Origin of the sequence: Peptococcus niger (assembly GCF_900101835.1) — a bacterium.
Classification (GTDB): Bacteria; Bacillota; Peptococcia; order Peptococcales; family Peptococcaceae; genus Peptococcus; species Peptococcus niger.
On the sequence record NZ_FNAF01000003.1, the window covers coordinates 1 to 21,348 of the forward strand.

At 53.9% G+C, this 21,348-nt stretch carries 13 protein-coding genes and 2 tRNA genes; 14 read left to right on the forward strand and 1 reads right to left on the reverse strand.

Annotated elements, in window-relative coordinates:
* The first annotated feature begins 771 nt into the window (after positions 1-771).
* The 4 genes from ltrA (at position 772) to BLQ16_RS03040 (ending at position 3,486) form a co-directional block, all read left to right on the forward strand.
* Complete coding sequence (gene ltrA, locus BLQ16_RS03025; protein ID WP_423230815.1) at positions 772-2,703, forward strand: group II intron reverse transcriptase/maturase; 1,932 nt, start codon at positions 772-774, stop codon at positions 2,701-2,703.
* 174 nt (positions 2,704-2,877) lie between these two features.
* A complete protein-coding gene (locus BLQ16_RS03030) occupies positions 2,878-3,198 on the forward strand; it encodes an MTH1187 family thiamine-binding protein (protein WP_091791281.1) in 321 nt (106 codons plus the stop codon).
* A gap of 111 nt (positions 3,199-3,309) precedes the next feature.
* Positions 3,310-3,381 (forward strand) — tRNA-Asn (locus tag BLQ16_RS03035).
* A gap of 32 nt (positions 3,382-3,413) precedes the next feature.
* A tRNA-Trp gene (locus BLQ16_RS03040) sits at positions 3,414-3,486 on the forward strand.
* Between the two features lie 225 nt (positions 3,487-3,711).
* Here the strand turns inward: BLQ16_RS03040 and BLQ16_RS03045 are convergent.
* On the reverse strand, positions 3,712-5,109 hold the full coding sequence (locus BLQ16_RS03045) for an MDR family MFS transporter (RefSeq protein WP_091791282.1): 1,398 nt from the start codon (positions 5,107-5,109) through the stop codon (positions 3,712-3,714).
* A 347-nt stretch (positions 5,110-5,456) separates the two neighbouring features.
* On the opposite strand from BLQ16_RS03045, the gene BLQ16_RS03050 reads away from it, so the two are divergent.
* From BLQ16_RS03050 to BLQ16_RS03095, 10 genes are all read left to right on the forward strand, one after another.
* Positions 5,457-6,020, forward strand: a complete 564-nt coding sequence (locus BLQ16_RS03050) for a LemA family protein (RefSeq protein WP_091791283.1) — start codon at positions 5,457-5,459, stop codon at positions 6,018-6,020.
* Positions 6,008-7,783, forward strand: a complete 1,776-nt coding sequence (locus BLQ16_RS03055; protein ID WP_091791284.1) for a DUF2207 family protein — start codon at positions 6,008-6,010, stop codon at positions 7,781-7,783. Before BLQ16_RS03050 ends, BLQ16_RS03055 begins: the two co-directional genes overlap by 13 nt.
* 109 nt (positions 7,784-7,892) lie before the next feature.
* Entirely contained in the window at positions 7,893-10,808 is a 2,916-nt protein-coding gene (locus BLQ16_RS03060; RefSeq protein WP_091791285.1) for an insulinase family protein, read from the forward strand.
* A gap of 284 nt (positions 10,809-11,092) precedes the next feature.
* Complete coding sequence (locus BLQ16_RS03065; protein ID WP_091791286.1) at positions 11,093-12,601, forward strand: aldehyde dehydrogenase family protein; 1,509 nt, start codon at positions 11,093-11,095, stop codon at positions 12,599-12,601.
* A 166-nt stretch (positions 12,602-12,767) separates the two neighbouring features.
* A complete protein-coding gene (locus BLQ16_RS03070) occupies positions 12,768-13,676 on the forward strand; it encodes a cation diffusion facilitator family transporter (RefSeq protein WP_091791287.1) in 909 nt (302 codons plus the stop codon).
* Positions 13,677-13,765: 89 nt separating this feature from the next.
* Entirely contained in the window at positions 13,766-15,241 is a 1,476-nt protein-coding gene (locus BLQ16_RS03075; protein WP_091791288.1) for an MFS transporter, read from the forward strand.
* 90 nt (positions 15,242-15,331) lie between these two features.
* On the forward strand, positions 15,332-16,459 hold the full coding sequence (locus BLQ16_RS03080) for an FAD:protein FMN transferase (RefSeq protein WP_091791289.1): 1,128 nt from the start codon (positions 15,332-15,334) through the stop codon (positions 16,457-16,459).
* Complete coding sequence (locus tag BLQ16_RS03085; protein ID WP_159427963.1) at positions 16,449-16,874, forward strand: NusG domain II-containing protein; 426 nt, start codon at positions 16,449-16,451, stop codon at positions 16,872-16,874. The genes BLQ16_RS03080 and BLQ16_RS03085 overlap by 11 nt, the downstream gene beginning before the upstream one ends.
* An 8-nt stretch (positions 16,875-16,882) precedes the next feature.
* The gene (locus BLQ16_RS03090; RefSeq protein WP_091791291.1) at positions 16,883-17,392 is read left to right on the forward strand and encodes a Gx transporter family protein; all 510 of its coding nucleotides are present in this window, start codon (positions 16,883-16,885) and stop codon (positions 17,390-17,392) included.
* A gap of 225 nt (positions 17,393-17,617) precedes the next feature.
* Entirely contained in the window at positions 17,618-20,983 is a 3,366-nt protein-coding gene (locus BLQ16_RS03095; protein ID WP_091791292.1) for an S-layer homology domain-containing protein, read from the forward strand.
* The last annotated feature ends 365 nt before the right edge of the window (positions 20,984-21,348 follow it).

The following is a 21,348-nucleotide window of genomic DNA, read 5'->3' on the forward strand; positions in this document are numbered from 1 at the left end:
TCGTGCGACACGTTGGTCTATAACCATTAAGCTATCCTAGAAATAGAGATAACCTGCGTAAGCAGTCCGATTAGTAGGGTAAAAGACTGACTCTTAATTAAGAGAACAACTAATAACTCAAAAGGTGGAACGAAGGGGTAACGCCCTGAAACGCCTTCCCTAATACTCCGGCTAGCGTCAGAATGTGTAACCATTCAGGGGTTAGAAGCTCGGTGAAGACGGCAGAGAGTAGCCCAAACAGGCCAAGCTGTGGAAAGCTGTCCAGAGGTGGACGGTGCTAGTTATATGCCGGGGGTCTATAAAATAGCTATGGCGAGAATGTGCCACAGGCACTGACGAACTTCCGAATGTACGGGTCTAGATTTGCAAGATGCAGAAATGCACCGAACACGGATGTGTTGCTACTGAAGTAAAGTAAGAATGAACGCCATGAAATGCTTTATGTCGTTACAGGCGGCATCCAGGTAGCAGGCTTATAGGAAGCACCTAAGGCTATATGTACAGATAGAGTTATTGGAACGTGGAAAGGTTGGAACGGCCATTAACGTGTTACAGCAGGCCGGCAGCAAGGAACACCCCTCCCGGGAATAACTTGCTTTTGTCCGATTGAGAGTAGAGGCATGACCGATGAAATGTCTGCAATGGACACGGAGGAATAGCCTCAAGTCACAGTTACTGAAGTAAATCAATCCTTTATGAATCCACTAAGTCGAGTATGACAATAGAAATTGTCATCACAGATAAGGTGGTGATGTATAAGTGGAAATTAACTTGATAAATCAAAAACCAAACCACAAAGCCACAAAAGCCCGGTATTACGACATGCAAGAATTGCAAGATGACCTATATGCCAGAAGTAAGGCCGGAGAAATCTTTGGTGACCTTTGGTCGCTAATTGTCTCCCCTAACAACCTGAAACTGACCTATAGAACCATTAAAAGCAACAAGGGCAGTCATACACCGGGAACGGACGGAAAAACCATTGAGGACATTGCAAGATTATCAGATGAGGACTACCTCAACCTAATGATAAGCAAGCTCTCATGGCTCCAACCGAAGAAAGTAAGACGAGTAGAAATCCCCAAGCCCAATGGCAAGAAGCGCCCTCTAGGTATTCCCTGTATTGAAGATAGACTTGCCCAGCAAGCCATTCTACAAATACTGGAGCCTATCATGGAAGCTAAGTTCAGTCCGTACTCTTATGGCTTCAGACCTAACAAGAGTGCAGAGCACGCCATAAATGAGTGCTACCGACTGATGCAGAGAAGTCACTGCACTTATGCCATTGACTTTGACATTAAGTCTTTCTTTGATGAAGTCAATCATAGAAAGCTTATGCGTCAACTTTGGACACTAGGTATCCGGGATACGAAACTCTTGCAAATTATTAAACAAATGCTAAAAGCGCCTATTGTATTGCCAAGTGGGCAAATAGAATACCCTACCAAGGGAACACCCCAAGGCGGTATCCTATCTCCCTTATTGGCAAATGTGGTTCTAAATGAATTGGACTGGTGGCTATCTAGTCAGTGGAAGGATTTTCACCGGCAACTAAATAAGCCACCAAAGCCGCAATACAATAAGAACGGCAACAGAAACCTAGGTAGCGAATATACGGCAATGCGTAAAACAAAGCTCAAGGAATTTTACTTTGTCCGCTATGCAGATGATTTCAAAATCTTCTGCAAAACACGCAAAGAAGCTGTCCTCTTGAAGCACGCTATAACCCAATGGCTCAGCCACCGGTTAAAGCTACAAATCTCGCCTGAAAAGACAAAAATTGTCAACCTCAAGAAGAACTACAGCGAATTTCTTGGTTTCAAGTTAAAGCTCCAGCCTAAGTCGCATAAATGGGTAGTCAATGCCCGAATGAGTGACAAGACTAAAGCCAATACGAGAAAGCAATTGTCAAAACAGCTAAAGAATATCCAGAAGCCAAAAAGCGGAAAAGTGCAGGCCCTTGAAATAGACCTATACAATTCCATGGTTATGGGGATCCAAAACTACTATGGCATTGCCAATAATGTGACCAAAGACCTTGCTGAAATACAGAGGACAACTAGCATTAAGTTTAAAAATCGGTTTGGTAAAGCCCTCAAGAAAGAGGGACAAATAGACAACATTAAGCTTAAAGAGCGATATGGTAAATCTAAACAGGTAAGGTGGATAAACGGTAAACCGGTAATACCCATAGGGTTTTACAAGTCCCGTAATCCAATGGCACAAAAAGCTGGAGCCTGTCAATACACACCGGAAGGCAGGGGCCTCTTGCAAAAGAAAATTCCCAAGTCAGGAAGCGATGAAGTCATGCACTATCTAATGACCCATCCGGTTAGAAATGCCAGCCTAGAATACAATGATAATCGAATATCCTTGTATGCCGGGCAACATGGCAAATGTGGATTAACAGGTCAAGAATTGGTACCCGGTGACATACACTGCCACCACAAGCTACCTAGGAAGCTAGGTGGCAAGGATAACTACCAAAATCTAATCCTGCTTACGACACCGGCCCACAAGCTGGTACATGCCACAAACCCTGACACCATATCTTACTTGTCTAGCCAATTGCGGCTAGATGGTAAACAACTCAAAAAGCTTAATAAACTAAGAAAAACGACCAAGTTGGAGCCTATCCAACTAGCTACGGTTAATGAAACAAATCAAGTAGGATTAATAAAGGATATGAATCAACTGAAGTAATTGCGATGGAGCGCCGTATGAGGTGAAAGTCTCACGTACGGTGTGGGGCAGGGGAAAAGGTGGAGATGATATCAAAGCCTTACCTATTGCTCTGGATAGCTGCTTCTCTTGACAGGCCCCGGGATAAGACCTAAAATTTTTATAGATATGTTTGTGCTTAGAAAGGAGATCCTTATGACCATTGCAGAGCTGACCTTAATACCTATTGGCGGAGAGAGTTCGAGTTGTAGTAAATATGTCGCCGGTGCCTTGGATGCGCTGGTAGATTTTCCTTCCCTGGAATATCGTTTGAACCCCATGGGGACTGTTTTAGAAGGTCCGATGGATGATATTTTGGCCGCCATTAAGGCCATGCGTGAAACGGTGTTTGATAAAGGTGTGCCCCGCGTTTATATGGTGATTAAAATTGACGAGCGCCGGGACAAGGACAACCATATGGATGAAAAATTGGCGTCGGTTGCTGACAAACGCCAAAACGACCACTACATAGAATGATTTGCCGTCGACCCGCATCCAGTGGAGCGGATTCTGGGGGCATTCCGGCCCTTTTTTCTTGACTTTGCCTGAAGGGCGTGATATTATAAATGAGCGTCATGTGACGCCCATTCCTCGATAGCTCAATGGTAGAGCATTCGGCTGTTAACCGAAGGGTTGCTGGTTCGAGCCCAGCTCGGGGAGTTTTTCTGTTCGAGGACTTTCCTTGACAGTTTGGGGGTATAGTTCAGCTGGTAGAATAACGGTCTCCAAAACCGCAGGTCCAGGGTTCAAATCCTTGTGCCCCCGTATCAAAAGCCGCTTACAAGCGGCTTTTTTTCATGCGCAAAATCGGCTTGCCCCTTGTGGCCCCGCTATATGACAAAACCTGTTGCGATGGGACGCCAGTCGCAACGGGTTTTGCCTGTTTTAGGATGTTTAAGTGCTCCTAAAACGCTTGAGCTTGTATTCTGTTTATCGTTAGTGGTGGGACGCTTTCCTTGCTTGCCTGTGGAGCGCCTTAGCGCTTTACCCCTAACGGATGCAGTCTGATTTTTTGACTTGGGTGAGGACGATGATTAAGGATATGGCGATGAGGACGGCGTTGGCTAGGAAGGCCATGTGAAAGCCTTTCAGGGTGGCCAGGGTGGTGCCCAGGTTGGCGTTGGTCATGGTGGTGATGGTCATAATGCTGATGATGACGGCTGTGCCCAAGGAGGCGGCCACTTGGCGGAGGGTGGCGGAAAAGGCATTGCCGTGGCTGATCAATTGTTGGGGCAGGGCGTTTAAGCTCCAGGTGTTCAAGGGACTCATGACCAGGGTCATGCCGATGACGCGTGCGGTATACAGGGTGGACAAATACCAAAATGGCGAATCGGCTTGGAAGGAGAGAAAGAGTAGGGTGGCAATCAGTTGGATGACAAAGCCGGTGATGGCCAGGCCACGCAATCCCCGGCGATCGAAAAAGGCGCCGATGGCGGGCGAGGCGGCAATGGAAAAGATGAAGGCCGGCAGCATGACCAGAGAGGCCTTAAAGGCGGAGTAGCCGACCACCTGTTGCAGGTAAATCGGCGTGGCAATGGTGCCGGCGATCAGGCCGGCGTTGACCAGCATGCTCAAGAGGGTGCCGACGCTGAATTGGCGTTGGCAGAAGACATCCACCCGTAAGAGCGGGTGGTCAATCTGTCCCTGGCGGCGGAGAAAGATGCCGGTCATGACCAGCCCGAAGGCCGTGCCGCCGATGACCACAGGGCTCAACCAGCCGCGGGTCCCGGATACGGAAAAGGCGTAGAGGAGGGTCCCAAAGCCTAAGGCAGACAGGAAAACCGAGGGCAGGTCTAAGACGGGCCGTGCCGTCTTGCCGGACTTGGGCATCATGAAAAAGGCCAGCAGAATATCCGCCGCTAAAAGCGGCACCAAAACCAGGAATACCGTGTTCCAGCCGTAATTGTCAATGATCACCCCGGCCAAGGGTGGGCCAACGGCCGGGGCGGCGCTGAAAATAATGCCCACATAGCCCATGGCCACGCCCCGTTTGTGGGTGGGGAAAATGCTCATGACCAAATTAATAATCAAGGGCAGTAAAATCCCGAAAGCCATCCCTTGCAGGACCCGGGCCAGCAGCAATTGCCAAAAAACCGTGCTCAAGCCGGCCAATAAGGTGCCGGCGGTGAAGATGGTCATGGCCGTTAAGTACAAGTGGCGAAAAGGAAAGCGGGCGGTTAGGTAGGCCGTCACGGGGATCATAATGCCGTTGGTCAAGAGGAAGATGGTGGTGAACCATTGGCCTTGGCTGGCGGTAATGTTCATGGTCCGCATAATGGAGGGCAGGGCCGGCGATAAAATGGTTTGGTTCAATGAGGCGATGAATACCCCTAAGAGCCCCAGGCCCAGAGATAATTTCTGGTCTTTTGTCAATGAAAAGGTCCGCATGTGGGCGCTCCTTTCTAAGTGGTCCAAGGTCCCGGTAGGACGGTGAGAGGACGAGTTGCAGATATCAAATGCTGCGATGGCTTAAATTTAGCGGAAAAAAATAGCCCGCATGTCAGGGGCATTAAGCGTAGGCAAGGGGTTGGTTGCTTGACGGCTGTCACCGGTCAGTTGAAGCAGATTTCCGGTGGACAGGCCCAAATTAACTAAGGTATAATTATAGCATAAGAGAATTTGCCGTCAAGCGGAAGGAAGCGTGAAAGCAGTGGCATTGACCCGCTTCTGAATGGGTATGTACCCAGCGACGGCAATTGGATAACACAAGCCTAAGTCAGTTAAGGAGGATGCATATGGCAACAGCATTGATAGCACTTTCAGTAGTCCTCATCATCGTCGTTCTTTTGGTGGTTTGGGGCATTAGCGTCTACAACCGGTTGGTGCGCGAACGGGAATTTGTGCGCAATGCCATGGGGCAGATTGCGGCTCAAATTGAAAGCCGCTGGGATGCCTTGAAAAGTTTGATTGAGGCCACGCGCCAATACGCCGGCCACGAAGCGGACACCTTTAAAAGCATTACCGAGGCCCGCAGCCGCGTAACCGACCAGTCTTCTGTGGCCGATGTGGAGCAGGACAACACCCTCTTTGGCCGGGCCATGGCAAACATTAACGCCGTGGCGGAAGCCTACCCGGATTTAAAGGCGTCGACGGTTTACCAGCAATCCATGGGCGCCGTGGACAAGTATGAACAACAGGTGCGCCAATCCCGGATGGTCTACAACGATACGGTGACCAAGTATAACCGCACCATCCAGCAGGTCCCGAGCAACATCATTGCGGGCCTCTTTCATTTTACCCAGGAGCGTTATTTTGAAAGCAGTCCGGAAAAAGCGGAGACCCCGTCATGGAATGCCTAAGCAAACCGGTTCGGATTGTCGGGACCCTTTTCTTGGCCCTCTTGCTGGCCTTTGCCGCTGCCTTGACCGGGGCGGCGCCGGCAGAGGCCAATGTATTGTCCGACTGGACCTTAACCGTTGACCTGCAAGCCGACGGCAGCGCTCAAGTCACGGAACGCCGCGTCTTAAACGTTGACGAAGGAACGGAAGCCTTCATCGCCCTGGGCCATTTACAGGGGGCGGAAATCTCCGACTTTTGGGTGGCCGAAGACGGGCAGCGCTTTGAAGATTTAGGGACCGATTGGGATGTTGAGGCCTCCCGAGAGGACAAGGCGCAAAAAAGCGGCATGGTCCTGAAAGACGATGGCGTTGAACTGTGCTGGGGCCTGGGCGCCGATGGCAGCCATACCTATGAGGTACACTACACCGTCCATGGCATGGTTCGCCAGATGACCGACGGCCAGTCCATGTACTGGACCTTTTACAATTCAGACACCAATACGCCGCCTGAAAAAGCCCTTATGCGGCTGTCGGCGCCCTTTCCGATGACCGCAGACAACACCAAAATCTGGGGCTTCGGCTTTGGCGGCAACATTCACTTTGCCGATGACGGCAGCGTGCAAGGCCAGTCGGATACGCCCTTGACCTCTGACAACCACATTACCCTTCTTTTTCAATTTCCGGAGGCCCCTTTTCAAACCGCTCTAAAGACCGATCAGAGCCTGGCGGACCAGGAAGACCAAGCCAAAGAAGGGTCTTCATACGGTGCCGGTGATGCAGATGAGGCCTCGGGGGCTTCGCGGGATGACTTGCTGGACCTCTTTTTAACCTTTATCCCGGTGGCCTTGATTTTCGTGGCCTTTGTTTTTCCCCGCTTTAGACGATCTAACAGGAAGGGGGAAGGCAATCCCTTCCACATTGATGTGGCAGATGTTCGAAAACGAACAAAAGACAAGTATTGGCGGGACATTCCCTATGAAGGCCCCCTGGAAGACATTATCGCCCTCTTGACGCCCTTTAAAATGGGCGGCATTGAAGAGGTTTTTAATGCCTACCTGCTCACCTGGTTGGCAGAAGGTCGGGTGCGCCACGACCAGGTGGAGCGGGGCCGTCTCCGCAAACGGGAAGAAACCACCATGGTGCTGATCAATGATTTTGAGGGTCCGCGGGCCATGCGCCCCCTGGAAGAGCGCTTTTACCAGATGGTGCGTCAGGCTGCCGGCGCTGACGGGGTTTTAGAATCGCGCGAATTTGCCCGCTGGTCCCGGGATCGTTTTGGTGAACTCGACGGCTGGGTGGACAGCCTGAACCGCCATTCGCATAAAACCCTGGTGGTAGACGGGTATGCCGCCAACTATGAAAGCCGGCGGGGGCCCTTTAAGTCTACCCGCCTGGGTTTGACGGAAAGCGGGGCCCTGCTGACCGATAAAATCATCTCGTTTAAAAATTACCTGGAAGACTTCACCCTCCTGGATGAACGGGAAATCAATGAAGTGGGCCTCTGGCAAAGCCTGCTCATTTGGGCCGGCCTTTTCGGCATTGCCGATGAGGTGGCCAAGGCCCTGGAAGACTTGTATCCGGACTTGGCGCGGCAAATGGACTACAGCTACACGGATGTCCTGTTGATGAACCAGTTCTCCAGCGGCCTGGGACAAGCCTACCGCAATGCGGCCATCGCCGATGCCGCTGCCGAGGCCACCGCCTCCATGGGCGGCGGTGGCGGCACCTCGTTCGGTGGCGGTGGTGGCTCCTTCGGTGGCGGCGGTGGCGGCGGCACCCGCTAGTTGGGCTGAGCCCCGTTTGTATCGCCGACAGGTAAGACAGAACACTTTTTAAAGCAACGGCAAGGATGACCGCCTTGCCGTTTTTATCAGTTTATAAGGAGGTCTTTTTTTGACACAAGCATATGAACAATACGGCTTTCACCTGGTGGAAGAACGGCCCCTGCCCGAACTGGGCGGCCAAGGCCTGCTGCTGGCCCATCAAAGCGGTGCTCGGCTCCTGGCCATCTTAAATGATGACGACAACCAGACCTTTGGCATCGGCTTTCGCACGCCCTCGGACAACTCCACCGGCGTGGCGCACATCCTGGAGCACTCGGTCTTAAACGGCAGCCGCAAGTACCGGACCAAGGAGCCCTTTATGGACTTGGTCAAAAGCTCTCTGGCCACTTTTTTAAACGCCATGACCTTTTCCGATAAGACCATCTATCCCGTTTCCAGCCGGAATGAGAAAGACTTCACCCATTTGATGGACGTCTACCTGGATGCGGTCTTTAACCCGGCCATCTATGAAAGCAAGGAAATTTTCCTGCAAGAGGGATGGCACTACCACCTGGAAAAGGCCGATGACCCCTTGACCTACCGGGGCGTGGTCTACAATGAAATGCGCGGCGCCTTGTCTGGGGCCGATGCGCAGGTGCAAAACGCCATCTTAACTACCCTCTACCCGGACACCGTTTACGGGAAAGAAAGCGGTGGCGACCCGTACGAGATCCCCTCGCTAACGTATGACGACTTTCTCGACTTTCACCGCCGCTATTACCACCCGTCCAACGCCTACATTTTCCTGTACGGCCAGGTGGACTTGGCCCGGCGCTTAAAGCTCATTCATGAAGACTACCTTTCTCACTATGAGCCCCTGGACCTGGACAGCTCCCTGGCGGTTCAGGCCCCCTTTGCCGCCGCTAAAGAACTGGAGGTCACCTATTCAGCGGCGCCGGAGGACAGCAAGGTCAATAAAGACCAACTCGCCTATGCGCTTATTTTCGGCAGCCGGACTTCTTTGCGGGACCTTTTCCTGGCAGACCTCTTAACCGACGCCCTAATTGACAGCCAAGCCGGGCCGATCCGTCAAGCCTTGCGGGAAGCGGGCATCGGTGCAGACGTCCAGTCTTTTTCATCAGATGGCCTACAAATTCCCTTTGGGATCATCGCCAAAGATACGGATGCGGCCCGCAAAGACGACTTTGTTCAGGTCGTTGAAGAAGCCTTCCGCAAGCTTGCGGAAGAAGGGCCGGACAAGGACCTGCTCCTGGCCTCCCTCAATAAAATCGAATTTGCCTATCGTGAATGTCAGGGCTTCGGCACCCGGGGTGTGGTCTACTACATCAATGCCTTTGAAAGCTGGCTCTATGACGGGTCCCCCTTTGATGCCCTGCACTATGAAGCGCCCTTGGCCGCCTTGCGTGAAGATATTGAGGCCGGGCGCCTAGGCGAAGAAATCCGCAGCCGGATTTTGGACAACCCCCACAAGGTCATCCTCACCGCCCGGCCTGAAGCCGGCAAAACCGACCGCCGTGATGCTGCCGTTGCTGAAGAATTGGCGGCCTATAAGGCTTCCCTAACAGAAGCGGAAGTACAGGCCCTGGTCGATGAAACCCACCGGCTCATCGCCCGCCAAAACCGGGCGGATACGCCGGAAGAACGGGCCACCCTGCCGGTCCTTAGCTTGGACGACATTGACGCAAGCATCCCCCGGGTGCCGACCGAAAAAGATCGGTTGCCCCAGGGAACCTTGATCAGCAACGACATTTTTACCTCCGGTATTTTATACCTGAACCTCTACTTTCATACAGACCACATCGCCGCCGATGACCTGACCGACTACGCCTTGTTAACCGCCTTGCTGGGCAGTATGGACAGCGCCCGTTACAGCTATGCAGACCTCTCCACCAGGGAGTACCTCTTAAGTGGCGGCCTGAACATAACGCCCGCCTTTTACAGCGACTTTAAGGACCCGGATAAAAGTTATCCGCGCTTGGTGGTGAGCACCCGCCTCTTGGGGACCGCCAGCCTGGCCGATACCCTGGACCTGATTGAAGAAGAGCTGTGCGCCACCCGCTTGGACGATAAGGCACGGCTGCATGAAGTCATCAAAATGCTCCGCCTGCGGACAGAAGCCGGTCTCCTGCGGGTTGGCCACCAGGTGGCCAGCGCCCGCGCCGTCAGCTACCTTTCCGACCAGAGCGCCTACGTTGAGCGCATCGCCGGCTTAGACCTGCTCTTTGCCTTGCAGGACTTGGATGACCGGTTTGATGAAGAAGGCGATGCCCTCGTTGCTCGCCTGCAGGCCCTGTACGCCCGCTTGGTTGACAAGCGGGACGTCCTCATCGGCCTGACCGGCAGTGCCGCCGACATTGCCGCCGCCCGCGGTCCGGTCCGGGCCTTCATCGACCGCCTGCCGGACAAGGACCTTCCGCCCGCCGACTTCCTGCCCCGGGCGACCGTTAAAAACGAAGGGCTGAAAAGCGCCGCCGGCGTCCAGTATGTTGCCCAGGCCGCCCGCCTGGGTGAAGCGACCGGCGCCTACAAGGGCAGTTGGGAAGTCCTTACCAACCTCTTGACCAACGAATACCTCTACAATGAAGTGCGGGCCAAAGGCGGCGCCTACGGCCAGGGCATTCGCTTTTCCCGCAAGGGCTATATGAGCCTCTACTCCTACCGGGACCCGAACCTGGAAAAGACCATGGACGTTTACGCCGCCCTGCCCGATTGGCTGGCCAAGCTGGAGATGAGCCAGGAAGACCTGGCCCCCTTCATCATTGGAACGGTGGATAAGTTCAACCCCCAGCGGACGCCTGCCGGCAAGGGCCTTTTGAGCCTGCGCCTGCACATCAGCGGCCAAAGCTATGAGGACATTGAAGCCACCCAGGCGGAAGCCCTTGCCGCCAGCCCGGAAGCCCTCAAAGCCATGGCCCCCGCCTTGGCCGATGCCATGGCCCGGTCCGTCACCTGCGTCATCGGCTCAGCCACCGCCATTGACCGCGCCCGGGACTACTTTGACCAGGTGCGCAATCTGGAAGGCTAAATAGAGGAGGGGAGGAGACCCCTCAATGGGACAATAAAAAGGTGTTGCCGCGCTTCTTAGCGTGGCAACACCTTTTTTGTAGGGTTGACGAACCGGCCATCTTAACAAGACGCCCAAAGAGGCCAAAGTAGGCCTTATCCTTGGCATAAATAAGGATACAACAGATAAGGTTACTTTTCCGTTTATCATAGGCCCTTGTGGGTATATTAATCTATGAACATATTTCCAAAGTAATTCTCAATCTCCCTGACGATATCATTCCTAGAGCAGAAAGGAAGAATGTCATGAACGTGACCTTAAAAGATACCTACCAACTCTTTATCAACGGCGAATGGCGTGACGCTGAAGGCGGCAAAACCATTGCCACCACCAACCCGGCCACCGGCGCTCATTTGGCCAACCTGGCTGAAGGCTCCGAAAAAGACGTGGACGATGCGGTCAAGGCGGCTCGCACAGCCTTTGCCAGCTGGCGCCACAGCCAGCCGACTGAACGGGCGGCTATTTTGAATAAAATTGCCGACATCATTGACGCCAATGCCGACCTGCTCGCCACCGTTGAAACCATGGACAACGGTAAGCCGATCCGGGAAACGTCCAACATTGACGTACCCTTTGCCGCTGAGCATTTCCGCTATTTCGCCGGCGCCATCATTGCCGATGAAGGTAAGGCCAGCGTGCTGCAAGGCCGCTACCTGTCCCTTATTTTACGTGAACCTATCGGCGTCGTCGGGCAGATTGTGCCCTGGAACTTCCCCTTCCTGATGGCCGCTTGGAAATTGGCACCGGCCATTGCCGCCGGGGATACGGTGGTCTTTAAACCGTCTTCCACCACCAGCCTGTCCATGCTCGTCTTCACTGAGCTGATCGCCGATGTCCTGCCCAAGGGCGTCCTGAACGTCATCACCGGTAAAGGGTCAACCGCCGGCGAATACGTCAAAAACCACCCCGGCCTGGACAAGCTGGCTTTCACCGGCTCCACCCAGGTGGGGCGCGACATTGCTGAAGCCGCTGCAAAACGCCTGATCCCCGCCACCTTGGAACTGGGCGGTAAGAGCGCCAACATTATCTTTGACGATGCGGACATGGACAAGGCCTTGGACGGTGTCCAGCTGGGCATCCTCTTTAACCAGGGGCAGGTCTGTTGTGCCGGCAGCCGGATCTTTGTCCAGGAAAGCATCTACGAAGAGTTTGTCAAGAAAGCCGTTGAAAAATTCAAGGGTCTGAAAGTTGGCAACCCGCTGGATCCGGACACCGCCATGGGGTCTCAAATCAACGGCGGGCAAATGGAAAAAATCCTGAAGTACATCAAGATCGGCACCGATGAAGGGGCCAAAGTCGCCTGCGGCGGCGAACGTCTGACCGGCGGCGAATACGACAAGGGCGCCTTTATGGCCCCGACCCTCTTGGTCAACGTCACCAACGACATGCGCGTGGCCCAGGAAGAAATCTTCGGGCCGGTTGGTGTGGTCATTCCCTTTAAGGATGCGGACGATGTTATCCGCATGGCCAATGAAAGCGCCTACGGCTTAGGCGGCGGCGTTTTCACCCAAAACATCACCACCGCCTTGAAAGTTGCCCGTGAGATTGAAACCGGTCGGATTTGGGTCAACACCTACAACCAAATCCCCGCCGGCGCCCCCTTCGGCGGCTACAAGGAAAGCGGCATCGGCCGTGAAACCCACAAGATGATCCTGGACCAATACAGCCAGGTGAAAAACATCATGATTGACCTGGTCGATGCCCCGAGCGGTTTCTACGATGCCGACAGCGCCGACTGCTGCATCGTTCGCTAAAGGTCGCTAAAGTCATCAGTATACCCCAAAAGTTCCCGGTGACGGGAACTTTTTTATGTGCCCCGGGCCTGCCGGCTGTGCTGGACGCTTGCTTGTCTTTCCAGGCGACATCAGGTAAAATAACGATTAAACCGGCGACTGATCGCCGAGAAACAGAGGGTCAACCATGATTGAAGAAAAACATTCTGCAGGCCTGGGCAATTATAAAGAGGGCATCGTCCTTTCCCTGTGGACGCTCGGCTTGAACTTTCTCCTGGGCAGCGTTAAATTGGCGGCCGGCCTATGGGGCCGGTCCAGCGCCATGGTCGCCGATGCGGCCCATTCTTATTCTGATTGTGCCAGCACGGTGGCGGTGATTGCAGGCCTTAAAATGGCTTCCAAGTCTGCCGATGCCGACCACCCCTACGGCCATGAAAAATATGAGCTGATTTTCGCCAATATCTTAAGCATTCTCCTGGGCCTTACCGCTGTGAAAATCGGTTACGATGCCCTGATGGTCATTGCCCATGGCAGCTACCAGGTGCCGGGCTTGGCGCCGCTCCTGGCAGCGGTTTTTTCCCTGGCCGTTAAAGAGGTCATGTACCGCCTGACCCTACGGAAGGCTAAAAAAATCGGCTCGGTGGCCATGGAAGCGGACGCCTGGCACCATCGCACAGACGCCCTATCTTCGGTAGGGGCTTTTGTCGGCATCCTGGGCGCTCGCCTGGGCCTGCCGGTGCTGGACCCGGTGACCGGGCTTCTCGTGTCCCTCCTTGTGCTTAAGGTGGCTATTGACCTTTACCGCAAGAGCGTCAGCGGCCTGGTCGATTCCTCCACCGATGCGGAAACCGTTGCCCGAATCCAGCAGCTCTTAGCCGACATAGACGGCATTGAAGAAGTGAATAGCTTAAAGACCCGCGTCTTTGGCGCTTCCGCCTACGCTGATGTCACCATTAAAGTGGACGGTGCCTTGACCGTGGAAGAGGGGCATGACATCGCCACCCTGGCCCACAATAAAATTGAAGCCAACCTGCCTAAGATCAAGCACATCATGGTGCACATAGAGCCGATGGACCAAGACCATCTCCACCAGTAAAAGCCGGTCATCCGGCTTTTTTGCATGCCTGCGCCGGACAGACCGTCCGGCAGATTACATATAAAAATAGAAGAAAAAGGAGGCCCCCTGTGACGACAGACCACTTAATCATCACCGAACCGCGGCGCAAAAGTGCTCTGGTGACGGCCATTATCTTATCCAACGTCATCACCATGCTGAACGCCGGCTCGGTTAACATCGCCATGCCGGTGCTCATGGAATCCTTTCAAGCCAACCTAAACCAAGTCCAATGGGTCATGTTGGCCTATATTTTAACCCTGGCCTGTGCCATGCCCCTGGTCACCGCCTTGAGCGAACGCTACAGCTACCGGAAGGTTTTCTTAAATTGCCTCATCATCATCGGCATCCTATCCCTGGCCTGTGCTTTCGCCGGTAACCTGTGGGTTCTTATCGGTTTTCGTATCCTAAAAGGTTTTTTCTCCGGCCTGATTATGAGTGCCACCATGGCGCTCATCTACCGTTACCTGCCCAAGGGCGAGCGTGCCGGTCGCTATGCCACAGTGCTCATCATCCAGAGTATTGCCTTTGCCATTGGACCCTCCTTTGCCGGCCTTATCATGCAATGGACCAGCTGGCGGGTGATTTTCGTCATGCCGGCTCTTATGGTCATTCCGGCTTACCTGGAGGCCCGTAAGGCCCTGCCTCGCGAATCGGTGACCGCCGGCGTTCGCTTGGAAATCGGCGGCGTCCTGCTGGTTTCCCTTGCCACCGGCATGCTCCTCTTGGCCTTCACCTTTTTGGAAAGCTGGGGGATCAGCGATTGGCGGTTTTGGGCCATGATTATCGGGGCCATCGCCCTGGTGGCCTATTTTATTGTGCACAACCGGCGCAACCCCCACCCGGCCCTGGACTTCAGCCTCTTTAAGCTGTCCAGTTTTGCCCTGGCGGTTCTTCTATCCATGATTTTATCCACGGTCATCGGCATTACCGCCTCAGTGCTGGCGGTCTACGTGCAAAGCGTGCGCGGCTATTCCCCCTTTTTCTCCGGGGCCGTCCAGTTTGCCCCGTCCATCATCATGGCCGGCGCCAATGCCCTTGCCAAACGCCTCTATGGTCGGACATCAACCACCCTCCTGGTGGTTTGCGGCTTTAGCGTCGCCGCCCTCGGTAATGCCCTGATGAATACCGTGGACATGGAGCGGTCGCTGATTATCCTGTCGGCCATCCTGACCATCCGCTACGTGGGCATTGCCTTTGTCCGCCTGCCCATTTCCGATGTGGGCATGTCCGCCGTGCCCCAGGATAAGGTCAGCCATGCCTCCGCCTTTATCAACTGGGTTAACCAGCTTTCCCAGGCCATTTCGACCAACATTTTAACCGTCATCTTTACCTTCCAGGCCAACCTGCTCTTTCATCAGACCGGTGGCGTTGGCGAAGCCCTGCCCGGCAAAGAAGGCTACGCAGAAGCCGCCCTTTCAGCCTTCCACCTGGTCTTCAGCATTATGGCCGGCTTGATGCTCCTAGGCGGCATCGTTTCCCTCTTCATGGTCCCCGCCGCTAAACGGGATAAAGCCCGTCGCAAAGCCGCAGCAGACAACAGTTGACAGATGGGTTACCTGTAGCTAAAAATATTGACAGGCGGCGGCGTCCGTGGTAATTTTTATCTAAAAACAACACAGATAAACGGAGGAATTATGAAAAAACAAGTGACCGCACTACTCTGCCTCAGCCTTCTGGTCCTGCCGGCCTGTAACGCCGGACCTGAAGCAACCAGTAGCTCAGAACCGGCCCCCACTTCGGAAGCCGCTCCCCAGGCCATGCCCATTGAATACAGCGATTCCGGCTATTCTGAGGCCCCCGTTCAGGCCGATGCGGACATGTACGCCATGGATACCGTTATGCACTTTCGCGTTTACGGTCGCGATAAGGCCCAAGCCGGCAAGGCCATTGAAGATGCCTTTGCTGAAATCAAACGGCTGGATGCCCTCATGTCCACCAACCAAAAGCAAAGCGAGCTGGCCATCTTAAACAGGACCGGCACCACCACCCTTTCTAAAGACAACGCCTACCTGCTCAAACGTGCCATGGAAATCAACGCCCAAACCGATGGCCATTTCAACATCGCCGTCTATCCCTTGGTCAAAGCCTGGGGCTTTACCACGCAAAAATATAATGTTCCCTCAGAAGAGACTCTTGCCGAGCTCTTGCCCTTGACTGAGGTCAAAGACGTTCATTTTGATGAAAAAAGCGGTAAAGTCAGCTTGGCCAAAAAAAATATGGGCCTGGACTTTGGCGGCATTGCCAAAGGCTACGCCAGCCAGCGCCTGATGGATATTTTTAAAGAAGACGGCATTCCCGGCGGCCTGGTAACCCTGGGCGGCAATACCCAGCTGTATCGCAGCAAGCCTGACGGCAGCGATTTTGCCGTCGGGGTGCAAAACCCGCAAGACGTCGAAGATTACGTCGGCGTTATCCGTGGCAGCGATGAAGCCATTATCACCAGCGGTATCTACCAGCGTTTCTTTGAACGTGACGGCAAAAAATACCACCACATCATCGATCCGGCCACCGGCGCCCCGGCAGACAATACCCTGTCTTCCGCTACCGTCATCTGCCAAGACGGCACCACCGCCGATGCCCTCGCCACTGCCCTGATGATCATGGGCCGTGATGAGGCCATTGCCTTTTGGCAAAAAAATGCCGACCGCTTTGAAATGCTCCTCATTGACAAGGATAATAATGTCACCATTACCCCGGGCCTACAAGACCGCTACACCCCCAAAGATCGCCCGGCGCCGGAGGTCATTGCCCATGGCGCCTAAAAACACCAAAAAATGGGCCCTGGTGATCCTTGTCATCTTGGCCCTGTCCGGCGGCGCCGCCCTTTGGGTTAGCCAACAGCACAGCGGTGGCCACATTGCCAAAATCTATTTAAATGAAAAAGTCATCCGCACCATTGACCTTGACGCGGTTAAAAAGCCCTACACCTTTCGGGTTGATTGTGGCGACGGCGCCTACAACGACATTCGCGTCAGCCACGGCGCCATCCGCATCGTCAAAGCCAATTGCCCGGATCAAGTCTGCGTCCATCAAGGCGCCATCAAAGACGGCGTCGCGCCCATCGTCTGCCTGCCCCACCGCCTGCTGATTAAAATAGACGGTGAAACAGTCGCCAAACATGACCACGACCATTCAGACACAGATGGCCACAGCGACCTGGACGCTGTGACCAAGTAGGAGGCCCCATGAGCGTAAAAAGAACGGTTACCCTGGCCCTGCTCACCGCCATTGCCCTGATTATTTTCGTCATAGAAGCCCAGATACCGCCCATCCTGCCGGCCGTTCCCGGCATTAAAATGGGCCTGGCCAATATTGTATCTCTCTTTACCCTCTTTTGGATGGGCCGCAAAGACGCCTACCTTGTCCTCATCGTCCGCATCTTGCTCGGCGCCATCTTTGCCGGCACCGGCGTTACCCTCTTGTACAGCTTGGCCGGTGGGCTTTTATCCCTGAGCGTTATCGCCATTTTCCGGCGGGCCTTTTCCATCAATGCCCTGTGGATTCCCTCCGCTCTTGGCGGCGTCCTCCACAACCTCGGCCAGCTTGCCTGCGCCGCTTGGCTCATGCACACCTGGGCCGTTCTGGCCTACCTGCCCGTCCTCATCTTCGCCGGGACCCTCAGCGGCCTCTTCACCGGTATCGCCGCCGGACAAGTGGTCCGCCACCCGGCCTTTAAGAAAGACTTCCAAGACTGAGCGTCTGTCTTTGTAAGGCCTCCGGGGGGAAGCAGCAGAAAAGCAGGCCCGCCCCCACATAAGCCGATTCGCCCGCACCGATTTTAAGACCGATAAACCTGAAAAATTTGGTTTATGGAGCTTAAAATCGGTGCTTTTTTTGGTATTATTTAACTAACATAGGAGAAGATTGCTTGTGAGATAAATAAAAATTATCGTTTAGACCGTAAGAGGAAGGAGACCCCCATGCGACAAAAAAGCAAAAAATGGATGGCCATTGCCCTCAGCCTGGCCATGCTCATCGCCATGCTGCCTTCAGCTGCCCTTGCAGAGGCCCCTCAAGAGGCTGACAGCAGTCCTTCAAGCCGGACAACTGCCGACCCCGCCCAAAACGAATCACCGGCAATTAAGCCCGTTATTGATGGCGATAAGGAGGTTGAAGTCATCATTCATGGCAAGCCGTCGGCCCTGATTGTTGACTTGCCGGATAAGACCTGTTTCAGAGCGAAACCGGACGATCTGACCGGTAAGTGGATCAAAGACAAGGGCAACTCCACATCAGCGGCAACTTTAGAAGAAGTGGACGATCATACCGTCAGGGTTATCCTGCCGAAAGGCAAAACCTTTGAAAAAGGACAGGTCATTACGGCCTACCAAGCGATTCTCGTTAGAACGACTTACATAAGTTCTCCCCATGTTACCTGCACCGTTGCTGCAAAGCCCACCGTCATTCAGCCGATGCCGGATGCAAATGGCAACCTGGCCGCTATTCCGGACGGTTATGCCCGCATTACCTTTGACCCAACTGGAGAAGGCAGCCTGGTAGGGCAAAAGAAGGGGGAACCAGCCAGCTTCGATGTCTTGCTGGGTACCAGCTGGGCTGCTGCCAAGGCCGCCGGTGTCACGGTTCCACAAGACCCGACCCACGCCAATCCAAATATGCAATTCAAAGGCTGGACCAACCTTCCCGCCGATGAAGCTACCGTCAATGAGGGCCTGACGATTACGGCAAACTTTATAGAACTGAGCAATCAAGACGTGATCCCCTACATCCCGGCCGATCTGGCCAATCCGACTAACCCGGACGACAGCAAGGTTCCGACCAAGGACAAGGACGGCAAAATCGTCGATAAGAGTCTCTACGACATTGTCGCCTTCACAATCGCCGATGCCGACAAGGACAAAGGCAGCCTGACCCTGGGCGATAAGACTGAACAAGTTATCTCCGCCCTGGTTAAAAAAGGCAGCACCTGGGATAAAGTCACCGCACCGACCATCAAGGTCGCTGATGCAACCACCAAAGCCAACGGCTACAACCCCGCCATCCCGGCAGGCACCGAAGCCGTCGTAGACAAATCCGTCTACACCGCCCAATTCATCACCAACGGCCAAGAAATCACCCCGGGAACCAAACTTTCCGACGGCGTCTTCGAAGTCAAAGTTAGTCGTGATGAAAGCAGCATCAAAGACAACATCCTTTATGGCAAATCCTACGCCGTCTTTAAAGACAGCAAACTGGACTCAAAAAAATTCCCAACCCCCGAAGCAGCAGACAACTTTAAAGAAGCAAGATGGTACAAAAATGCTGACACAAAGGCAACAGCAGATCCAAGTGCAGTCGCAATAACAGTGAATACAACATTTACAGCAAAAGCAGTCAGTTCAGCCTTCGACAAAGACAAGGTCGCCGACATGATTGTCAAAACCCAACCGAAACTTGACTACGTCGAAGGCAGCGCCGACAAGGGTAAACTCGACCTGAGTAACCTAGTTGTCACCTTAACCGACAAAAACGGCAACAAGCAAGATGTGCCCTTTGATCAACTGGGGGGCTACGGCATCACCGCCACCCCGGCCAACGGAACAGCCATGACTCTTGCTAATCATAACGGCAATCCCGTCACTTTAACCAAGGGCAAACTGACGGCAGAAACCGATAACCTGACAGTCACCAAAGAAAACAGTAAGGAGCTGGTCATCCCATTTGAACCGTCCGACCCGTCCAAGCCGGCAGAGAAAGACGACAAAAACATTCCGAAAGAAGACGACAACAAGAAACCCATCAATCGGGAAGACTACGTTGTCGTCGGCTTCAAAGTCAGCCCGGACAAGTCAGGAACCTTAACCTTGGGCAAAGAAGCAAACAAAGCAGTTATCTCCGCCCTCGTTAAGAAAGGCACCGAGTGGGCAAAAGTCACCCAGCCGACACCCAACGGCGGCAACGACTACACCTTCTGGCACTGGGATCAAGCCCCGGCAGATAAAGTCGCCGACGGGCAAGTCCGCGTCGCCAGCTTCATCAAGAGCGGAGACGAAATCGATCCGAACGATAAGAACCCCTTGCCGAACAACTTCCACAAAGTCACCGTCGCCAAAGGCACCGGCGTTGACGGAAAAGAAGCCGAAGACAAATCCCTCTTCGGCAAAACCTACGCCGTCAAGAAAGGCGAGAAACTGGCAGAAGAAAAATTCCCGGCCCTTGTAGCCGAAAAAGACTACAAGAACCCCGCATGGGATGTGGAAAAACCGTGGACCGTTGCCGTAGCAGACAAAGACCTCACCTACACGGCCAGCGCCACCAGTGCCGTCTTCGACAAACAAAACATCACCAAGATCGAAATCCTCCAAGATCCGACCAAGATGACCTACACCGAAGGTGAACAGCCCAGCTACGACGGCCTTAAAATCCAACTCACCGATCAAAACGCCAACACGGTTGACATCGCAAAAGATCAATTGGCCGACTACGGCGTTACCGTCACCCCGGCAGAAACGGCTAAGCTTACGGTCAATGACCACCAGGGTCAGCCCTTTATTGCAAGGGCCAAGGATAAGGACGGCAATCCCCTGACAGCCAAGACTAAGACCGATATCACAGTCAAGGTAAAAGCACCGGCCCAAAACAAGTCCTCCCACCGGTCAAAAACCATCCCGAAACCGGAGCCCAAGCCAACGCCGAAGCCGGAAACAAAGCCTGAGGCAAAACCCGCCCCCAAATTATCCAACCATGACCTAAACAAAACTGGTCACTATTCCTATCTGACCGGCTATCCGGATGGCAGCTTTGCCCCCAATAAGGGCATGACCCGGGCCGAAGTCGCCAGCCTCTTTACCCGCCTTTTAAAAGACCAGCCCCTAAAAGGCCAGAGCTACAAGGCCGACCTGAGTGACCTTCATGCCGGCGACTGGTACGCCGATGCCGTCGGCTATGCCGTTCAAAAAGGCATCGTCTCCGGATACCCGGACGGGACCTTCAAACCGAACCAAGCCATCAGCCGGGGAGAATTTGCCGCCATCGCCGCCCGCTTTACCGACATGACCGGCGACCAACCTCCCGCCTTTAGCGACCTGGACCCCAACCATTGGAGCTACCAAGCCATCTGCCAAGTCGCCGCCAAGGGCTGGCTCTCCGGCTACCCGGACGGCAGCTTCAAACCGAATCAGCCCATCACCCGCGCAGAAGTCGCCACCATCAGCAACCGGATGCTCAACCGGACCCCGGACCTTGACCGGCTCAAGGCCCACACAGCCGACCTTCCCCAGTTCAACGACGTGGGCTCCGGCGACTGGTTCTATGGCGCCATCATGGAAGCCGGCTTCGACAGACCATAGCCCTGCGCCGAACCCTTAACCGACCGCCCTGCCTGAACCGGGGCCGGCCCCTACCGGCAAAGTAAAAGCTGCTCGCAGAACACCTGCGAGCAGCTTTTTTGTAGGCCCCCCCTTCAAAGCAACCAAGCCGCCCTGCCCTACCCCGGATCACTTGTCTGAAACCGTCCAAGTGGGCCTTGACCGGCTTATCAATGGCCGAGGGACTTGTAAATTTATCCGCCAGGGCCTTTTGTTTACTGAGCCTATAGGGTATACTTAAGATAGGTGTCTAAAAAAATTCTTTAAGGATGGACCTATTAAAAAAGCAAAATGTTAAAACCCGGAAATTGGCTTGAATTAATAGCATAGAAACATATATAATAAAG